Origin of the sequence: Photorhabdus stackebrandtii (assembly GCF_011189495.1) — a bacterium.
Taxonomy (GTDB): Bacteria; Pseudomonadota; Gammaproteobacteria; order Enterobacterales; family Enterobacteriaceae; genus Photorhabdus; species Photorhabdus khanii.
Map to the genome: position 1 here is coordinate 36,654 of NZ_PUJV01000019.1, position 17,978 is coordinate 54,631.

A 17,978-nucleotide genomic window follows, 5' to 3' on the forward strand; every position below is an offset into this window, starting at 1 on the left:
AATAGCTCAGTTTTCACCTAACCCAAGACGCTCACCAGCATAAGAGCCATCCTGAACCCTACGCCACCAATTTTCATTTTCCAAATACCATTGAACTGTTTTGCGAATCCCGGATTCGAAGGTTTCCTGTGGTTTCCAACCCAGCTCATGCTCAATTTTCGCAGCATCAATGGCATAACGCATATCATGGCCAGGACGATCTGCGACATGAGTAATCAAGTCACGATAATAAGCAGTACCTGCTGGCTTCTCAGGACGAAATTCTTCCAGAAGCTCACAAATGGCACAAACCACATCAATATTTTTGCGTTCGTTATGACCGCCAATATTATAGGTTTTACCCGGTTCAGCTTCTGTTACAACCAAATAAAGCGCTCTGGCGTGATCTTCCACGTACAACCAATCACGGATTTGCTTCCCTTCGCCGTATACCGGCAAAGATTTGCCTGCTAATGCATTCAAAATTATTAATGGGATCAATTTTTCCGGGAAATGGTAAGGGCCATAGTTATTTGAACAATTGGTGATAATTGTCGGTAAACCATAAGTACGGTGCCATGCTCTTACCAAATGGTCACTGGATGCCTTGGACGCTGAATATGGACTGCTTGGCGCATAAGGTGTTGTTTCAGTAAAGAAACCATCCTCACCATGCAAATCTCCATACACTTCATCCGTTGAAATATGATGGAAACGAAAGGCAGCTTGTTTCTCTTTACTCAGTTTCTGCCAAAAAGCCCGAGCAGCTTCCAACAAAGTATAGGTACCAACAATGTTAGTTTCGACAAATGCCGCAGGGCCATCAATAGAGCGATCTACATGGCTTTCTGCCGCAAGATGCATCACACAATCCGGCTGATACTGCTCCAAAACCCGATCCAGTGCTTCACGCTGACAGATATCAATCTGTTCAAACGCATAACGTGTGCTATCCGTAACAGAGTCAAGAGACTCCAGATTACCAGCATAAGTCAGGCTATCAACTACAACCACGCTGTCTTCTGTATTATCAATAATATGCCGCACAACAGCGGAGCCAATAAAACCTGCTCCACCTGTGATTAGAATACGTCTCAACGCCAGACTCCTTTTGTATCCACAATCCATTTCTGTTTAATTTCACAACCATTTACAGCTTTAAACTGATTATGATCCACCAGCATCAACAAGATATCAGCTTCTTCCAACGCTTTTTCCAGGTTAATCAATTGAGTCATTCCTTTCAAGGAAGCAGGTAATTCATGGACATTAGGCTCTACAGCCAATGTCTCACCTGCATGCCATTGAGCAATCATACGAGTGATATATACCGCTGGACTCTCACGTAAGTCATCAATATTTGGCTTAAATGCCAGGCCAAAACAGGCGATTTTCACTTCGCTTGCACGCCTTCCACTTTCAGCCAGACAATCCGCAACAGCTGCTTTTACTTGATCCACAACCCACAGTGGCTTGCCATCATTCACCAGACGTGCTGTATGGATAAGACGTGATTGTTCCGGGTTTTGGGAAACAATGAACCACGGGTCAACAGCAATACAATGCCCCCCCACTCCAGGACCGGGCTGAAGAATATTTACACGGGGATGACGGTTTGCCAGACTGATAAGTTCCCACACATTGATGCCTTGTTCAGCACAAATCAGAGAAAGTTCGTTGGCGAATGCAATGTTCACATCCCGGAAACTGTTTTCTGTCAGCTTACACATTTCTGCTGTTCTTGAGTTAGTGATAACACATTCACCTTCAAGGAAGATTCTATACAGTTCACTGGCTCTGGCCGAAGATTTTGACGTCATACCGCCAATAACGCGGTCATTCTTAATCAGCTCGACCATAACCTGTCCCGGTAATACACGTTCAGGACAGTAAGCAATATCAATATCAGATTCATCTCCCACCTGTTGTGGGAAAGTCAGATCAGGGCGCTCTGCCGCTAACCATTCTGCCATCTGCTCTGTCGCACCCACTGGCGAGGTAGATTCCAGAATAACCAGATCGCCTTTTTTCAGAACCCGCGCCACGGATTCAGCGGCAGAACGGACATATGTCATATCCGGCTCATGATCACCTTTAAAAGGAGTTGGAACAGCTATCAGAAAAGCATCTGCGGGTAACGGAGAAACCACTGCTTTCAGGTAGCCACCTTCCACAGCAATTTTCACCACTTTATCCAGATCCGGTTCTACAATATGAATTGCGCCACGGTTAATCGTTTCTACCGCATGCTGGTTAACATCTACCCCAATGACTTTCTTATTGTGCAATGCAAACGCTGCCGCAGTTGGCAAACCAATATAACCAAGACCGATAACTGATATAGTTTCAAAACTCATAGTGTCACCTGATTTTCTTCAAAACGTCGAGAATACGTTGACAGGCATCGCCATCCCCGTAAGGATTATGAGCGCGGCTCATTTGCTGATAGGCAGTATCGTCTGTCAACAATCGAGTCACCTCCTCCACAATTGTTCTTGTTTCTGTCCCTACCAGACGTACCGTTCCCGCATCCACCGCTTCTGGCCGTTCAGTAGTATTACGCATCACCAGTACAGGTTTTCCTAAAGAAGGTGCTTCTTCTTGAATACCACCGGAATCCGTCAGGATCATATAGGCATGGTTCATCAAATAGACGAATGGTAAATAGTCCTGTGGTTCGATGAGAATGATGTTATCAATATCATGCAAGATACGCTTTACCGGCTCACTGACATTCGGGTTCAGATGAACCGGATAAACTACCTGCACTTCTGGATGGACGCGGGCTATTTGTGCCAATGCTTCACAAATTCGCACAAATCCGCCACCAAAACTTTCACGACGATGACCCGTTACCAAGATCATTTTTTTATTAGTATCAATAAACGGGTAATGTTTCTCCAGCTTATTCCGCATAGCTTCATCATTCATTATTCGATCACGTACCCACAACAACGCATCGATCACCGTATTACCCGTGACAAAAACCCGATTATCTGCAATTGATTCTTTCTGTAAATTCTTGCGGGAGTTTTCCGTCGGAGCAAAATGATACATTGCCAGATGCCCGGCAATCTTACGGTTTGCCTCTTCCGGCCAAGGGGAATAGAGATCACCGGTTCTTAGTCCGGCTTCAATATGACCAACAGGGATACGCTGGTAGAACGCAGCCAAACTGGTCGCCATAGTTGTTGTGGTATCTCCGTGAACTAATACAACATCAGGCTTAAATTCTGTCAAAACGGGCTTCAATCCTTCCAGAATACGGCATGTAATATCCGTTAAATCTTGCCCTGATTTCATAATATTGAGATCAAAATCGGGAGTGATCTCAAAAAGATGTAACACCTGATCCAACATTTCCCGATGTTGGGCGGTGACACATACTTTTGCTTCAAAGGCTTCATCCCTTGCCAATGCATGTACCAGCGGAGCCATCTTGATAGCTTCCGGCCGGGTACCAAACACAGTCAACACTTTCACAATGACTCTCTTATTAGTCAGTAACTTGCAGACTTTCCTGCAAAAAATATCTCTGAGAAGCAGTTATTCATATAATTATTTGATTATTTACGTGAACGTCGTATTAATGCCACGCCAGCACCAACCAAGGCACCAACTGCGCCCCACATGATTATCAAAAACACTCTGCGAGGACTGTCTCTGGTAACGGGTTCCTCTGGTGTTCTCAAATAGCGGTAAGTCTGAAATTGATCCTGTAATGTCGGACCAACATTTAACGTCGCTAACATTGCAATATTCTGGTCATAATCCACATCATAGTCGGGACCTGTCGCTTCCAGAGTTTCAAGCTGAGCCTGTAACAACGGCGCACCTAACATAAACATTTTTGAGTCAGGCAATTGATCCATCGGAGTATCAGTTTGATTACGCCGAATTCCTTGTTTTTCTGCAACCTTCAGCGATTGCTGTAACACATTCATTTCGCGGTTATAAACCGCTTTAGCAACCATTTCCTGGCGCTTAACCAATGCTGTCATAGACTGGGTACGGGTAGCCCACGCACCTTTTACTTCATCATTCAAATGAGTACTGGCGCGACTGTTAGCAAAAACAATGTACTGGCGCAGGAGTTGATTTGCTTGTGCAGAAGACTCTGCTGTCAGTTTAATACTGTCATTCAACACTTTCTTATCATCATGAGGAATGAACTGGATATTGTTGACTAATTCATCTAATAAGGCCGCATCAACTCTGGCATTGCCTTCCTGATGCTGCTTGTAATAATCAGACTTTAACCAGAATTCACGGCGAGTATCATATGCCACGACCTGAGTAACGAATTCCTTATAAGCTTCTTCAGGAATGGACGGTAACTGGGTTTCCGGTGAAATGTTAATGTGAGTATCCAGATTACGCAAAAACTGCTGCTGAGAATAATAGCTACCCAAATGACTAGTGGTAGGCAAGTCAGTGGTTGCCATTGCACTCCATTTTTGTTGCATCAGATATGTCACACCAAGAGCTATAGCAGCGAAAATAACTGCCAGTACGATAATCCATATCTTCCCGCGCCATAGAGCACTGCATAAGGCTCTGATATCCAGCTCATGCTCCAGAACTTGTTCACCCTGAATAGATTTCGTTTCTGATTTTATCACTGCACAAAACCTCTGTTAGATAGATGTTTAATGGTTAACTGAACGGCGCATACGACGTTTTTGTCTTTTGATGAAACGAGCCACCCGCCATGCGTGCTTGATGCAATAGCCATACAACATAAATGCAAGCAAAAAAAGTGCCAACATTACCCATTCAGGCACAAACTCCAACCATTCCCCAGTAATTCCAATAGCAGCGAATAAAGCTGCGGCAACGGTAATCAAAATAAATGCCTGACGTGATGAGAATCCAGCCCGCATAATCAGATGATGGATATGTTGTCTGTCAGGAGAAAATGGACTCATCCCTTTACGTAACCGACGGTACATAATGGCAACCATATCCATTAATGGAATGGCAATAATCCATAACGCAGTCACTGGATTAACCGGATGCTCATTCCCCTGAGTAGATTCAATAAGCAACCAGATAATTGTAAAACCAATCAACGTACTGCCTGCATCCCCCATAAACACTTTGAAACGTTGGCTTAATAAACCAAGATTAAAAATGATATAAGGGAGAATGGCAGCAATAAACGCAAAACACCATAATGCCAGTGCGGTATTACCACTTTGATATAGTAAGATCCCCAAGGCACCGAAAGAGACGCAGGATAACCCACCCAACAATCCATCTATTCCATCAACCATATTGAATGCATTGATGGCAGCCCAGACAGCAAATAAGGTCACAACATAACTGAACGGCCCGAGTGTCATGTCCCAAGGGCCAAAAGCATAACCAAGACTATTTAATTTCAAGCCGGCAAAATACATCATCGCAATACCAACCAGAGCTTGGATAGTTGCCCGGATCTTAACGCTGATGTCAAAACGGTCATCCAATGCACCAATAAATACCAGTAAAGTAGCACAAATTAAATATGGCCATTTATGAGGTATGAACTCGTTTGTTGTAACAAAAGCAAAACAGATCCCAACAAATATGGTAATCCCACCAACCAGAGGCACTAATCCCTGATGATGTTTACGATAGTTAGGTTTATCAACAAGGCCAATTTTCTTTCCTACGATACGCGCCATAAACAAAGACGCGAAAGAAAATAAAAAGACGAAAAAAATTTCGATACTCATACTGTGAATATTCACGATAAAAAACTCTCCGTGAAAAACAAATATATCCTGGTTATTTATTGTCCACAAGCACATGGTTTTTCTGGCCAGGAACCAACCTCATGAATTCTCCATTTCGTGAGGATATTCTTCTTTTTACTGTAGAAAAATTAATAACCTTTACATCATATCTGTAACACTTATTGAAAAATAGCAGCATATGAAACTCATGCAAAATACATACCATATTTACAACACCATAATCATGGATGCAAAAAACGCCACGAAATCGTGGCGCTTATTAAAATCATCGTAAAGTGAGTTAGAAACTACGAACGTTTCATCATGTCAAAGAAATCGTCGTTTGTTTTGCTCATAGCCAACTTATTGATAAGGAATTCCATCGCATCAATTTCTCCCATCGGGTGAATAATTTTGCGAAGAATCCACATCTTCTGTAGCTCTTCAGTCGTAGTGAGTAGATTTTCTTTACGTGTACCGGAACGGTTGTAATCGATAGCTGGGAAGACACGTTTTTCAGCAATTTTACGGGAGAGGAGCAGTTCCATGTTACCAGTGCCTTTGAACTCTTCGTAAATCACTTCATCCATCTTAGAGCCCGTATCCACCAACGCAGTCGCAATAATGGTCAGGCTTCCACCCTCTTCCACATTACGTGCAGCACCGAAGAAACGTTTTGGACGATGTAACGCATTAGCATCTACACCACCGGTCAGTACCTTACCAGATGCAGGGACAACAGTGTTATAAGCACGAGCCAAGCGGGTAATAGAATCAAGCAGGATAATAACGTCTTTTTTATGTTCAACCAGGCGTTTTGCTTTCTCAATGACCATTTCTGCCACCTGAACGTGACGGGAAGCGGGTTCATCAAAAGTAGAAGCAATAACTTCACCTTTCACCAGACGTTGCATTTCGGTTACTTCTTCTGGACGTTCATCAATCAAAAGTACCATCAATACACAATCTGGATGATTGTGAGCAATGTTAGCAGCAATATTTTGCAGCAACATGGTCTTACCCGCTTTTGGTGGAGCGACGATAAGACCACGTTGTCCACGGCCAATCGGTGCAGCCAGATCCAGAACACGGGCAGTCAGATCCTCAGTGGAACCATTACCACGCTCCATACGCAGGCGATTATTAGCATGCAAAGGAGTTAAGTTTTCAAAAAGAATTTTGCTGCGGGCATTTTCTGGTTTATCAAAGTTAACTTCGTTAACTTTCAACAGTGCAAAATAGCGTTCACCTTCTTTAGGCGGGCGGATTTTACCTGAAATTGTGTCACCGGTACGGAGGTTAAAACGGCGGATTTGGCTGGGAGAAACGTAGATATCATCGGGGCCGGCAAGGTAGGAGCTGTCTGCTGAACGGAGAAATCCAAATCCATCCTGCAATATCTCCAGCACACCGTCACCGAAGATATCTTCTCCACTTTTAGCATGCTGCTTAAGGATAGAGAAGATAATATCTTGTTTACGCATACGGGCCAGATTTTCCAGCCCCATCTTTTCGCCGAGTGTAATCAGTTCAGATACCGGCGTATTCTTTAATTCGGTAAGATTCATAATGGTGGGTTCTTAAACTCGGGGTATATCTCGAACTATGAACGTGAATAATATGGCAGCGTCATCGGTGCCTGTTTATTTTGTACAAAAAACAAATAAGACCTTTAATACATTATTCATATAAAAGGCAGTAATTTGAAGTACTAAGATTGAGCTCAAATAAGACTGACAGGCTGTCAAAAACGCTGTTGAGATAATGTTGAAACATTACTGATTTCTATAAAAACTATCTCAACGTAACGAGCTATACGCCAGATTATTCCCGTATAACCCATTGGATACTTTAGACTATCCAGAGATAACAGACTTATCAGACACTACAGATTGTTCAGTATGCAACATACTTCTAACAGATGTATGTGATACAAGCAGTGGCGCTAACTTATCACGCTTCTTTACGGACGTCTAGCGGTCAATGAAATAAATAGTAATATACGCTAAACGTCCGGTATTAATGTGATCACACTTCAATCAGAGATTGGCATCCAAAAATTCTTTCAATTGAGTTTTTGACAGTGCTCCCACTTTGGTAGCAGCAACCTGACCATCTTTAAACAGTAACAGCGTAGGAATACCACGAATACCAAACTTAGGAGCAGTTGCCGGATTGTCATCAATGTTCAGTTTAGCAATCGTCAGTTTACCTGAATATTCTGGGGCGATTTCATCTAAGATAGGTGCAATCATTTTACATGGTCCACACCATGCAGCCCAAAAATCGACAAGAACCGGACCAGCTGCTTTAAGCACATCAGTATCAAAGCTGGCATCACTCAAATGAATAATTTTATCGCTCATTTTTTACTCCAAAGAATAATTTTTTACCATGCTAGTGTAACATTACTGGCATAAGCTTGCCTTTATTTCAGTGGATACACTTTCGTAAAACAATGGTTAACTGATATTCTACCACACTATGAGTAAAACACACTTGACAGAAAAGAAGTTTTCCGACTTCGCCTTGCACCCCAAGGTCATCGAAGCTCTTGATAACAAGGGTTTTTCTAATTGTACGCCGATACAGGCACTGACATTGCCTTTCACTGTCGAAGGTCGTGATGTCGCGGGGCAAGCGCAAACCGGTACTGGGAAGACGTTAGCATTTTTGGCGTCTGCTTTTCATTATTTACTGACTCATCCCGCGGCGAAGGAGCGTCAGACCAATCAGCCAAGAGCGCTGATTATGGCTCCTACTCGCGAATTGGCTGTACAGATTTACTCTGATGCAGAAGATCTGGCACAAGCAACGGGATTAAAGATGGGCCTTGCCTATGGCGGTGATGGTTACGACAAGCAGCTGAAAGTGCTGGAATCCGGCGTTGACATTCTTATCGGCACAACCGGACGTTTGATTGACTATGCCAAACAAGAGCATATCAACCTGAATGCAATTCAAGTTGTCGTTCTTGATGAAGCTGATCGTATGTACGATCTGGGTTTTATCAAAGATATTCGCTGGTTATTCCGCCGGATGCCTCCTGTAAATGAGCGCATGAACCTGCTGTTTTCTGCCACGCTCTCTTACCGGGTTCGGGAACTGGCATTTGAACAAATGAATCATGCAGAATATGTAGAGGTGGAACCGTTACAAAAAACAGGGCACCGCATCCGCGAAGAGCTGTTTTATCCCTCTAATGAAGAGAAGATGCGTCTGCTTCAAACGTTATTAGAAGAAGAGTGGCCTGATCGCTGCATTATTTTCGCCAACACAAAACATCGTTGTGAAGATATTTGGGCTCATCTGGCTGCTGACGGGCATCGAGTTGGTCTGCTAACCGGTGATGTGGCACAGAAAAAACGATTACGCATTCTGGAAGAATTCAGCAACGGCAACATTGATATTTTAGTTGCAACTGATGTCGCAGCCCGCGGATTACATATTCCTTCCGTAACTCATGTTTTTAACTATGACTTACCAGATGACTGCGAAGATTATGTTCACCGCATTGGCCGTACTGGTCGTGCAGGTGAAAGTGGTCACTCAATCAGCCTGGCCTGTGAAGAATATGCTCTGAACCTGCCAGCGATTGAAGATTATATTCAGCATCATATTCCTGTCAGCAAATATAACAGTCATGCATTGCTGAAAGACTTACCAGTTCCTAAACGCCGCCACCGTTCGCGTTCAGGGAACCACCAGCGCCGTAATAATTTATCACATCGCAATAATACACCGCGTAATAACCGTAAACGTTCAGGCTGAATTAAATGATGCTGAGTTCTTCTTCGCTTTATGCGGCTATCGACTTGGGTTCAAACAGTTTCCATATGCTGGTTGTACGTGAAATATCCGGCAGTATCCAGATACTGGCACGAATCAAACGTAAAGTAAGACTGGCCACGGGACTGGATAAAAATAACCGCCTCTCTCTGCAGGCAATGGAGAGAGGCTGGCAATGTCTCAGGGTTTTCTCTGAACGCTTACAGGATATACCGCCATCACAAATCCGCGTTGTTGCTACAGCAACTTTGCGTATCGCCGAAAATTCAGGTGAATTTGTGAAAAAAGCATCAGAAATCCTTGGTTGTCCAGTTACAGTAATCAGCGGCGAAGATGAAGCTCGGCTTATTTATCAAGGTGTTGCCCACACGACTGGTGGCCCTGAAAAACGTTTAGTCGTGGATATTGGCGGGGCAAGTACAGAACTTGTCACTGGGAATGGAGCAAAAGCCACCCAGTTATCCAGCCTGAGTATGGGCTGTGTTACCTGGCTTGAATGCTATTTTCATGACCGTAGCATAATGGAAGAAAATTTTGCCAAAGCCGAAGCAGCCGCACATGAAACTCTGAAAGCTATTACGCCAAAGCTTATCGAACAAGGCTGGCAAATTTGTGTCGGAGCTTCCGGCACAGTTCAAGCTCTGCAAGAAATCATGATTGCTCAGGGCATGGATGAATTGATCACTTTGCCGAAACTCCAGGAACTCAAACATAAAGCAATTGAATGCGGTAAGCTGGAAGAGCTGGAAATAGAAGGATTGACACTGGAGCGGGCTCTGGTTTTCCCAAGTGGTCTTGCTATCTTGATAGCTATTTTTCAGGCATTAAATATTGAAAGTATGATCCTTGCGGGCGGCGCTCTACGAGAAGGTCTTGTCTACGGCATGCTAGATTTGCCGATAGAACAAGATATTCGCACCAGAACCCTACGTAATATACAACGACGTTTTCAGTTGGATGCTGAACAATCTCAACGGGTCAAACAATTGGCTGAGCTCTTCTTACAACAAATTGCTAAACCTTGGGAGCTGGATAGCCGATGTCATGAATTATTACAGAGTGCTTGCCTAATACATGAGATTGGGCTGAGTGTTGATTTCCATCAAGCCCCATCACACGCAGCTTATCTTATCAATTACCTCGATCTCCCTGGCTATACTCCCGCACAGAAAAAACTATTAGCCACACTGCTGAAGAACCAAAGTGGCACGATTGATTTGATTTCCCTCAGTCAACAAAACGCTTTGCCTTTGATACAAGTTCAACGTTTATGCCGCCTGTTGCGGTTAGCTATCATATTCACCAGCCGTCGCCGAGATAACACACTCCCAGCTCTGGGTTTAAAAGTGAGTGGTGAAACGCTGATGGTAACGCTGCCTCATGGCTGGCTAATGCACCACCCTCTGCGGGCGGAATCTTTACAGCAGGAAATTCAGTGGCAAAGTCATGTTCAATGGCCACTTGTTTTGGAAGAACAGATTAGCTAAAACCGAAACTCAACCATTTTCCCTGTATCTCTCCGATACAGGGAGTCTTTAATCTATTTACTGCTTATTTTTTTGCCCAAGGCCTAAACGCGATTTGATATCCGCAATGCGCGACTGCCCTTTTTGCATTCTCTCTTCAGCAGTAACTATTTTTTTATCTTGCGGCCAATGTAAATCATCCTGTGGCAGCTCATGTAAAAAGCGGCTTGGTTCAGGCCGGATTAATTCACCATATTGGCGACGCTCTTTACATAAAGTAAAAAATAACTCCCGTTGAGCGCGAGTAATTCCCACATAAGCCAGTCGCCGTTCTTCATCAATATTTTCTTCATCAATACTGCTCTGATGAGGTAATAGCCCTTCTTCCATACCGACCAAAAATACATAGGGAAACTCTAATCCTTTAGAGGCATGCAGAGTCATCAATTGTACTTGATCAAACTCTTCACCCTCTTCTCCCCGCTCCAGCATATCCCGCAATGTGAAACGCGTAACTACCTGAGATAAAGTCATTGGTTCGTTCAATTCATCACCCTCCAGCATTTCACTCATCCAAGTAAATAGCTGATTAATATTTTTCATCCGCATTTCAGCGGCTTTCGGGCTCGGTGATGTTTCGTACAGCCAGCTTTCATAATCCATACCATGCAACAAATCACGCACCGCCAGCAAAGGTTCCTGCTCAACCTGACGGGCTATCTCATCCATCCAATGGGTAAAACGCTGTAGTGCCGCCAACCCACGACCAGTCAGGCTTTGTTCCAAGCCAAGATCAAAACTGGCCTGATAGAGGCTTTTATTACGCTGATTCGCCCACTCACCCAGTTTTTGAATTGTAGCCGCACCGATTTCACGTCTTGGCGTATTAACAATCCGCAGAAATGCACTGTCATCCTCAGGATTAGTCAACACCCGCAGATAAGCCAGCAGATCCTTAATTTCAGGGCGGGCAAAGAAAGAAGTACCGCCAGAAATCCGGTAAGGAATGCGGTTTTGCATCAACATTTTTTCAAACACTCGGGATTGATGATTGCCCCGATAAAGAATAGCGTAGTCTTGATATTGGGTTTTATTGATAAAGTGATGTGCAATCAGTTCTCCGACCACCTTTTCCGCTTCATGTTCTTCATTATTAGCCATAATGACTTTCAGCGGATTACCATAACCCAGTTCAGAAAAAAGCCGCTTTTCAAACACATGAGGATTATTAGTAATCAAAATATTAGCCGCTTTTAGAATGCAACCGGAAGAACGGTAGTTTTGCTCTAGTTTGATCACATTAAGCTTCGGGAAATCCTCTTTCAGTAATACCAGATTTTGTGGTCTTGCACCGCGCCACGAATAGATCGACTGGTCATCATCACCCACCACCGTAAAACGGGCCCTTTGTCCCACCAGCAATTTAACCAGTTGATATTGACTGGTATTGGTGTCCTGATATTCATCTACCAACAAATAACGGATACGGTTTTGCCAACGTTCCCTTACCTCTTCATCACGCTGCATCAGCAATGTCGGTTTGGTAATCAGATCGTCAAAATCCAGTACATTACAGCTCGCTAGGTGCAAATCATAACGGCGATAACATTCAGCAAACTGATGCTCTTGAGCAGAACGAGCCAATGCCGTAGCTTGTTGAGGAGAAAGCAGATCATTTTTCCAGTTTGAAATGGAAGAGATCAATTTTTGCAGTAAATCTTTATCTTCTTCCAGTAAATCAGCCGTCAAATCTTTCAGCAGAGCCATCTGGTCCTGATCATCAAACAATGAGAAATTGCTTTTCATTCCCAACGCCTTGTACTCGCGCTTAATAATTTCCAATCCCAGCGTATGGAAAGTAGAAATCATCAACCCCTTAGCCTCTTTGCGCCCCAGAGTTTGTGCTACACGTTCTTTCATTTCCCGGGCGGCTTTATTAGTAAAAGTAACCGCGGCGATATGACGAGGCTGATAACCACAAACACGGATAAGGTGAGCAATTTTATTGGTGATCACTCTGGTTTTGCCGGAACCCGCCCCCGCCAGGACCAGACAAGGACCAGTAACAAATTCAACTGCTTGTTGTTGGCTGGAATTTAATCGCATGGTATTTAATGAATGATATCAGGACAGTGCTTCAGGGAATGGAATTGTAACAGAAAGAAGGATACGGAACGCCGTTTTCTTCAATTAAGGAGAAGAAACCCTACAGGTTGATAATAGAGACTTGTTACTCAGCATTTGGTACAAATTGCATCTCAGCAACTATTTCCCATTAAATTTAAAGGGGAAAATTTCTCCCCCTTTATCTTTAACTCCATCTGATATTAACCACCAACAGAAATACGTTTCATATCTGTCATGTAGCCACGTAACACACGGCCAACGACTTCAATTGGATGGTTACGGATAGCCTCGTTAACATCACGCAACTGGGCGTTATCAATACCACTGTCCGCAACAGACTTACCTAAATCACCTGCCTGTAGTGAACCTATAAACTTCTCTTTCAACAGTGGAACAGCAACATGGGAGAACAAATAGTTACCATATTCGGCGGTATCAGAAATAACCACGTTCATTTCATACAGACGCTTACGAGAGATTGTATTAGCAATCAGCGGCAATTCATGCAGAGATTCATAATACGCAGATTCAGCAATAATGCCGGTATTCACCATAATTTCGAATGCCAGTTCAACCCCGGCTTTCACCATAGCAACCATCAAAACGCCATGATCAAAGTATTCCTGTTCACTGATTTTGCCATCATATTCAGGTGAATTCTCAAACTGAGTATTACCCGTTTCCTCACGCCAATCTAACAAGTTTTTATCATTATTAGCCCAGTCAGCCATCATACCAGAAGAGAATCCACCAGAAATGATATCGTCCATATGTTTCTGGAACAGTGGCGTCATGATCTTTTTCAACTGCTCAGACAGCGCATATGCACGCAATTTTGCCGGATTAGACAAACGATCCATCATCAGAGTAATACCACCTTGCTTCAGTGCTTCTGTGATGGTTTCCCAACCAAACTGGATAAGTTTTCCTGCATAACCCGGTTCAGCACCTTCCGCCACCAGTTGGTCATAACACAGCAATGAGCCAGCCTGTAACATACCGCACAGAATGGTTTGTTCACCCATCAAGTCAGATTTCACCTCAGCAACGAAAGAAGACTCCAGAACACCTGCACGATGACCACCTGTTGCCGCTGCCCATGCCTTAGCGATCGCCATACCTTCACCTTTCGGATCGTTTTCCGGGTGAACCGCGATCAAGGTAGGAACACCAAAACCACGTTTATATTCTTCACGAACTTCAGTACCAGGGCACTTAGGCGCTGCCATCACAACAGTGATGTCTTTACGGATTTGCTCACCAACTTCAACAATATTAAAACCATGAGAGTAACCCAGTGCAGCACCTGCTTTCATCAAAGGTTGCACTGCATGAACAACAGAAGAGTGCTGTTTATCTGGCGTCAGGTTGATAACCAAATCAGCCTGCGGGATCAACTCTTCATAAGTACCGACTTGAAAACCATTTTCAGTTGCTTTACGCCATGAAGCTCGTTTTTCTTCAATTGCCTCTTTACGCAGGGCATAAGCGATATCCAGACCGGAATCACGCATATTCAGGCCCTGATTCAGCCCCTGCGCACCGCAACCGACGATGACCACTTTTTTGCCTTTTAAATATCCAGCCTCATCAACAAACTCTTCCCGCGCCATAAAACGACATTTACCTAACTGTGCCAACTGCTGACGCAAATTCAGCGTATTAAAATAATTAGCCATTAGTGACTCCGTTATCATGTTGTGTTCAGCAATCAAATGCTGCGACTATTTTTTGGATTTCCCCACCTTGTGAGGTGTTTGCATATTTTCAATATATGACATGAAAAGCATTGCTTAAATTGATATATTAACAATACTACATTGCATTTTATGCAATACTGATTATAGGACAGGAAAAGGAGAATCGACTATGGATATACGTGATCTCAAACTGTTTCTGCATCTGGCTGAAAGCTGTCATTTTGGCCGCACAGCAAAAGCAATGCACGTCAGTCCATCTACACTATCCCGCCAAATCCAGCGTATTGAAGATATATTGGGGCATCCATTATTCTTACGGGATAATCGCACCGTAAAGCTGACATTTGCCGGCGAGCAATTTAAGCAGTTCTCCCAACAGACACTATTGCAATATCAGCAACTACAGCACTCATTGAATCAGCAAAGCCCTTCTCTAAGTGGCGAATTACGTCTGTTTTGTTCAGTGACCGCGGCTTACAGTCACTTACCACAGATCCTTGATCGTTTCCGCGCAGAGCATCCTCTGGTTGAAATCAAACTCACTACCGGTGATGCCGCAAATGCGGTCAATAAAGTACAGTCTAATGATGCCGATTTAGGAATCGCCGGTAAGCCGGAAAAACTGCCAGATAATGTCAGTTTCACCAAAATCGGTGAAGTACCGTTGGTACTGATCGCGCCTTCCCTGCCCTGTACTGTACGGACTCTCGTCACACAAGAGTGCCCCGACTGGAATAACATTCCCTTTATTTTGCCGGAGCACGGCCCTTCACGTAAGCGCATTGAGTTCTGGTTTCGCCACCATAAAATTAACAACCCATTGATTTACGCTACAGTGTCTGGTCACGAAGCCATTGTTTCTATGGTTGCATTAGGTTGTGGCGTTGCATTAATTCCCAACGTAGTTGTTGAAAACAGCCCCGAACCTGTACGCAATCGCATATCGTTACTGGACAATATTTCTCTAGTAGAGCCGTTCGAGTTGGGTATATGTGTACAAAGAAAACGACTTAATGAACCCTTGATTAAAGCATTTTGGGAGTTGTTATAAGGAAATGCATTAACAGGTGTTTTTGTCCATTACAAGTCTGATATCCCCCACTTTTGGCGTTATGCCAATATACTTATGATTCATGTGACATAATTCACAAAGAACATAAAAAAATAACCATATTGTTTTCATGATAATATGTTTAATATAAGTTATAAGTAATCAATAATAATTATATGAAAAGATTAATCCCTCATTAAATTTTTGGTCATTAATTATGTTACTAAAGAAAATACTTTTAATTATATCAATTGAATAACAGCCATTTAACTCTGAGAAATTCAGATATTGTTAAAATTGACTAGTAAAAACAACAACATTGAATATTCCATCGTCTAAAAACACAGTGGAAAGTGATTCTTTTTCCATGTCATAACAATATCTTATAATAATGAAATAGTTTCTTACTGGATATTACAGGTGGTATTCTAAATTTCATAGAAAGCATTTAATAATATTTCCAAGATATAGTCACCAATAATAATCACTTAAGATTTAATTTAATTGAAAAATAATATTATTAATTTATCATAATTATATAAAACAATTAATTCAAACACACAAAACGATTTAATAAAGGACAATATTATGTTACATAAAATAGACAAAGCGCCATATTTTATTAAATTCTATAAATTCCATCGACAAGATCTCGTTTTCTCTTATAATATGAAAACAGAGTGGCACCACCATCCTTGTATACAATTAAGTGTATCACCACATAATTCACTCATGAGGATTGACTTAGCGTTAGCAGGTTTAAATTTCGCAAAATAGAATATCTGAATCATGAATAAATAGTATTTTTGATAAATCATCTAAAATAAATAAATCCTATTTATAGTTGTCATTATCAAAGCCAGTACGTTAGCGATTCTGTATCATTCTATCCCTAATATTATGTGATTTTAGTAATGATACAGAATTCAGGATAACACCATAGCAATACCACCCAATAATTCATGAATCCACAACAAATAGAATATACAGAGTGGAATATCACTATCCTGTATTAATTATTCACTTTAATGATACATGGTCTTTTAGATAATTTTCTACCCATTTAGCTACTCGGCTTGTATCTTTATAAGCACCCAACATAAGTTCAGAACCACGGCTACTCAACCATTTCCGCCCGACAATAAATAACCCAGGATAAGGTGTTTTCCCGCCTTCTTCATGCCCATTTTTACAAACGAATCCGTTGGCATCTGCAGCACCAGGAAGAGTTAACCACACCGTATTATCTTTATACCCCAAACACCAGATAACAGTATCGACCTCATATTGATTGCCAGACAAATCACATAAATTATTATCTTTTATATCAACTAATCTATTCGCTATTTTTATACCAAAAGCGGCTAACCGATGGTTTTTTAGCTCTCCACAAGGAATGGGATTACGCCGCCGCATGATTTTCCCTACCAAACTGTAATAATTGGCAAACAACAGACCGCTTTTACTTAACCACCAAAAGATATCTTTGCCCATTATTCTATTATGTAAGAGAGGACGGGAAGAACCACAAAATAACGTCACCTTCGCAGTCGCCGCTAAATCTTTGGCAATCTGGCGACCACTGGCACCATCACCAACAACAGCAACTCTGCTGCCTGCTTTAATTTGTTTAGGTTCCTGATACTTATCCGCACCAATTTGTTGTATATCAGCAGAAAGTTGCCCAGAAAGTACCGGAATATCAGCTAATTGATTAGCACCTGTTGCATTAACCAGACAAAGTGCATTAAATACTTTCCCGTCTTTTGTTTTAACGCTATAGCCATTTTTATCATGCTTCACTTCAACCACTTCAGTTTGAGTATGTATCGTCAGGTTATGGTGTGAAGCATAACGCTCAAGGTAATCAGCAACTTCATTCTTATCCGGATAGCCATCTTCAATTCCAGGAAATGGCAGGCCATGAAGCTGAGTCATACCACGTGAAGTGAATAACAGCATATTATCAGGACGCCTGCGCCACACATCGCCAATACGCGTTTCTCGCTCTAATATGCAGACATTTATATTCTTAGCAGTGAGGATAGCAGCTAAACTTAATCCGGCTTGACCGGCACCCACAATTAAACAATCCATTTTCATCATGCGTACTCGTTTTTAATTCGGCATTATCTATATTTTATTT

Annotated in this window: 13 protein-coding genes; 3 read left to right on the top strand and 10 right to left on the bottom strand. The window is 42.5% G+C overall.

Translation table 11 applies throughout. From position 1 onward, the window contains the following. Positions 1–6 precede the first annotated feature (6 nt). The 7 genes from rffG to trxA form a co-directional block, all read right to left on the bottom strand. Positions 7–1,077 (bottom strand): dTDP-glucose 4,6-dehydratase, encoded by a 1,071-nt coding sequence (rffG, locus tag C5470_RS15340; protein ID WP_036844184.1) that lies wholly within the window; start codon positions 1,075–1,077, stop codon positions 7–9. Beyond that, positions 1,074–2,336, bottom strand: a complete 1,263-nt coding sequence (wecC, locus tag C5470_RS15345; protein WP_166290473.1) for a UDP-N-acetyl-D-mannosamine dehydrogenase — start codon at positions 2,334–2,336, stop codon at positions 1,074–1,076. Before wecC ends, rffG begins: the two co-directional genes overlap by 4 nt. Before the next feature lie 4 nt (positions 2,337–2,340). After that, complete coding sequence (gene wecB / locus C5470_RS15350; protein WP_166290475.1) at positions 2,341–3,462, bottom strand: non-hydrolyzing UDP-N-acetylglucosamine 2-epimerase; 1,122 nt, start codon at positions 3,460–3,462, stop codon at positions 2,341–2,343. Between the two features lie 83 nt (positions 3,463–3,545). Further along, positions 3,546–4,601, bottom strand: coding sequence for an ECA polysaccharide chain length modulation protein (gene wzzE / locus C5470_RS15355; protein ID WP_166290477.1), 1,056 nt, complete (start codon positions 4,599–4,601; stop codon positions 3,546–3,548). A gap of 27 nt (positions 4,602–4,628) precedes the next feature. Continuing rightward, positions 4,629–5,714 (bottom strand): UDP-N-acetylglucosamine--undecaprenyl-phosphate N-acetylglucosaminephosphotransferase, encoded by a 1,086-nt coding sequence (gene wecA, locus C5470_RS15360; protein ID WP_166290479.1) that lies wholly within the window; start codon positions 5,712–5,714, stop codon positions 4,629–4,631. A 293-nt stretch (positions 5,715–6,007) separates the two neighbouring features. Then, positions 6,008–7,267 (bottom strand): transcription termination factor Rho, encoded by a 1,260-nt coding sequence (gene rho / locus C5470_RS15365; RefSeq protein WP_166290481.1) that lies wholly within the window; start codon positions 7,265–7,267, stop codon positions 6,008–6,010. Positions 7,268–7,738: 471 nt separating this feature from the next. Next, positions 7,739–8,065, bottom strand: a complete 327-nt coding sequence (gene trxA / locus C5470_RS15370; protein WP_166290483.1) for a thioredoxin TrxA — start codon at positions 8,063–8,065, stop codon at positions 7,739–7,741. Positions 8,066–8,183: 118 nt separating this feature from the next. Between trxA and rhlB the strand changes: the two genes are divergently transcribed. Continuing rightward, positions 8,184–9,470 carry an ATP-dependent RNA helicase RhlB gene (rhlB, locus tag C5470_RS15375; protein ID WP_166290485.1) on the top strand — a complete coding sequence of 429 codons (1,287 nt, stop codon included), beginning with the start codon at positions 8,184–8,186 and terminating at the stop codon, positions 9,468–9,470. 8 nt (positions 9,471–9,478) lie between these two features. Further along, the gene (gppA, locus tag C5470_RS15380; RefSeq protein ID WP_166290513.1) at positions 9,479–10,975 is read left to right on the top strand and encodes a guanosine-5'-triphosphate,3'-diphosphate diphosphatase; all 1,497 of its coding nucleotides are present in this window, start codon (positions 9,479–9,481) and stop codon (positions 10,973–10,975) included. A 57-nt stretch (positions 10,976–11,032) separates the two neighbouring features. Here gppA and rep read toward each other — a convergent pair whose 3' ends face one another. Both rep and ilvC read right to left on the bottom strand, forming a co-directional pair. Next, positions 11,033–13,060: a DNA helicase Rep gene (gene rep / locus C5470_RS15385; RefSeq protein ID WP_166290487.1), complete on the bottom strand. Its 2,028-nt coding sequence runs from the start codon at positions 13,058–13,060 to the stop codon at positions 11,033–11,035. Between the two features lie 221 nt (positions 13,061–13,281). After that, positions 13,282–14,760 carry a ketol-acid reductoisomerase gene (ilvC, locus tag C5470_RS15390; RefSeq protein ID WP_166290489.1) on the bottom strand — a complete coding sequence of 493 codons (1,479 nt, stop codon included), beginning with the start codon at positions 14,758–14,760 and terminating at the stop codon, positions 13,282–13,284. 190 nt (positions 14,761–14,950) lie between these two features. Here ilvC and ilvY point away from each other — a divergent pair, with 190 nt between their 5' ends. Further along, on the top strand, positions 14,951–15,832 hold the full coding sequence (gene ilvY, locus C5470_RS15395) for an HTH-type transcriptional activator IlvY (protein ID WP_166290491.1): 882 nt from the start codon (positions 14,951–14,953) through the stop codon (positions 15,830–15,832). Between the two features lie 1,020 nt (positions 15,833–16,852). Here ilvY and C5470_RS15400 read toward each other — a convergent pair. Further along, positions 16,853–17,938: a flavin-containing monooxygenase gene (locus C5470_RS15400; protein ID WP_166290493.1), complete on the bottom strand. Its 1,086-nt coding sequence runs from the start codon at positions 17,936–17,938 to the stop codon at positions 16,853–16,855. Between the last annotated feature and the right edge of the window lie 40 nt (positions 17,939–17,978).

What these genes read in the sequence shown, in the direction of transcription:
- rhlB (WP_166290485.1), top strand. Translation starts at nt 8,184, where the DNA reads ATGAGTAAAACACACTTGACAGAAAAGAAGTTTTCCGACTTCGCCTTG.
- ilvY (WP_166290491.1), top strand. Translation starts at nt 14,951, where the DNA reads ATGGATATACGTGATCTCAAACTGTTTCTGCATCTGGCTGAAAGCTGT.
- trxA (WP_166290483.1), bottom strand. Translation starts at nt 8,065, where the DNA reads ATGAGCGATAAAATTATTCATTTGAGTGATGCCAGCTTTGATACTGAT.
- gppA (WP_166290513.1), top strand. Translation starts at nt 9,479, where the DNA reads ATGCTGAGTTCTTCTTCGCTTTATGCGGCTATCGACTTGGGTTCAAAC.
- wecC (WP_166290473.1), bottom strand. Translation starts at nt 2,336, where the DNA reads ATGAGTTTTGAAACTATATCAGTTATCGGTCTTGGTTATATTGGTTTG.
- rep (WP_166290487.1), bottom strand. Translation starts at nt 13,060, where the DNA reads ATGCGATTAAATTCCAGCCAACAACAAGCAGTTGAATTTGTTACTGGT.
- rho (WP_166290481.1), bottom strand. Translation starts at nt 7,267, where the DNA reads ATGAATCTTACCGAATTAAAGAATACGCCGGTATCTGAACTGATTACA.
- ilvC (WP_166290489.1), bottom strand. Translation starts at nt 14,760, where the DNA reads ATGGCTAATTATTTTAATACGCTGAATTTGCGTCAGCAGTTGGCACAG.
- C5470_RS15400 (WP_166290493.1), bottom strand. Translation starts at nt 17,938, where the DNA reads ATGATGAAAATGGATTGTTTAATTGTGGGTGCCGGTCAAGCCGGATTA.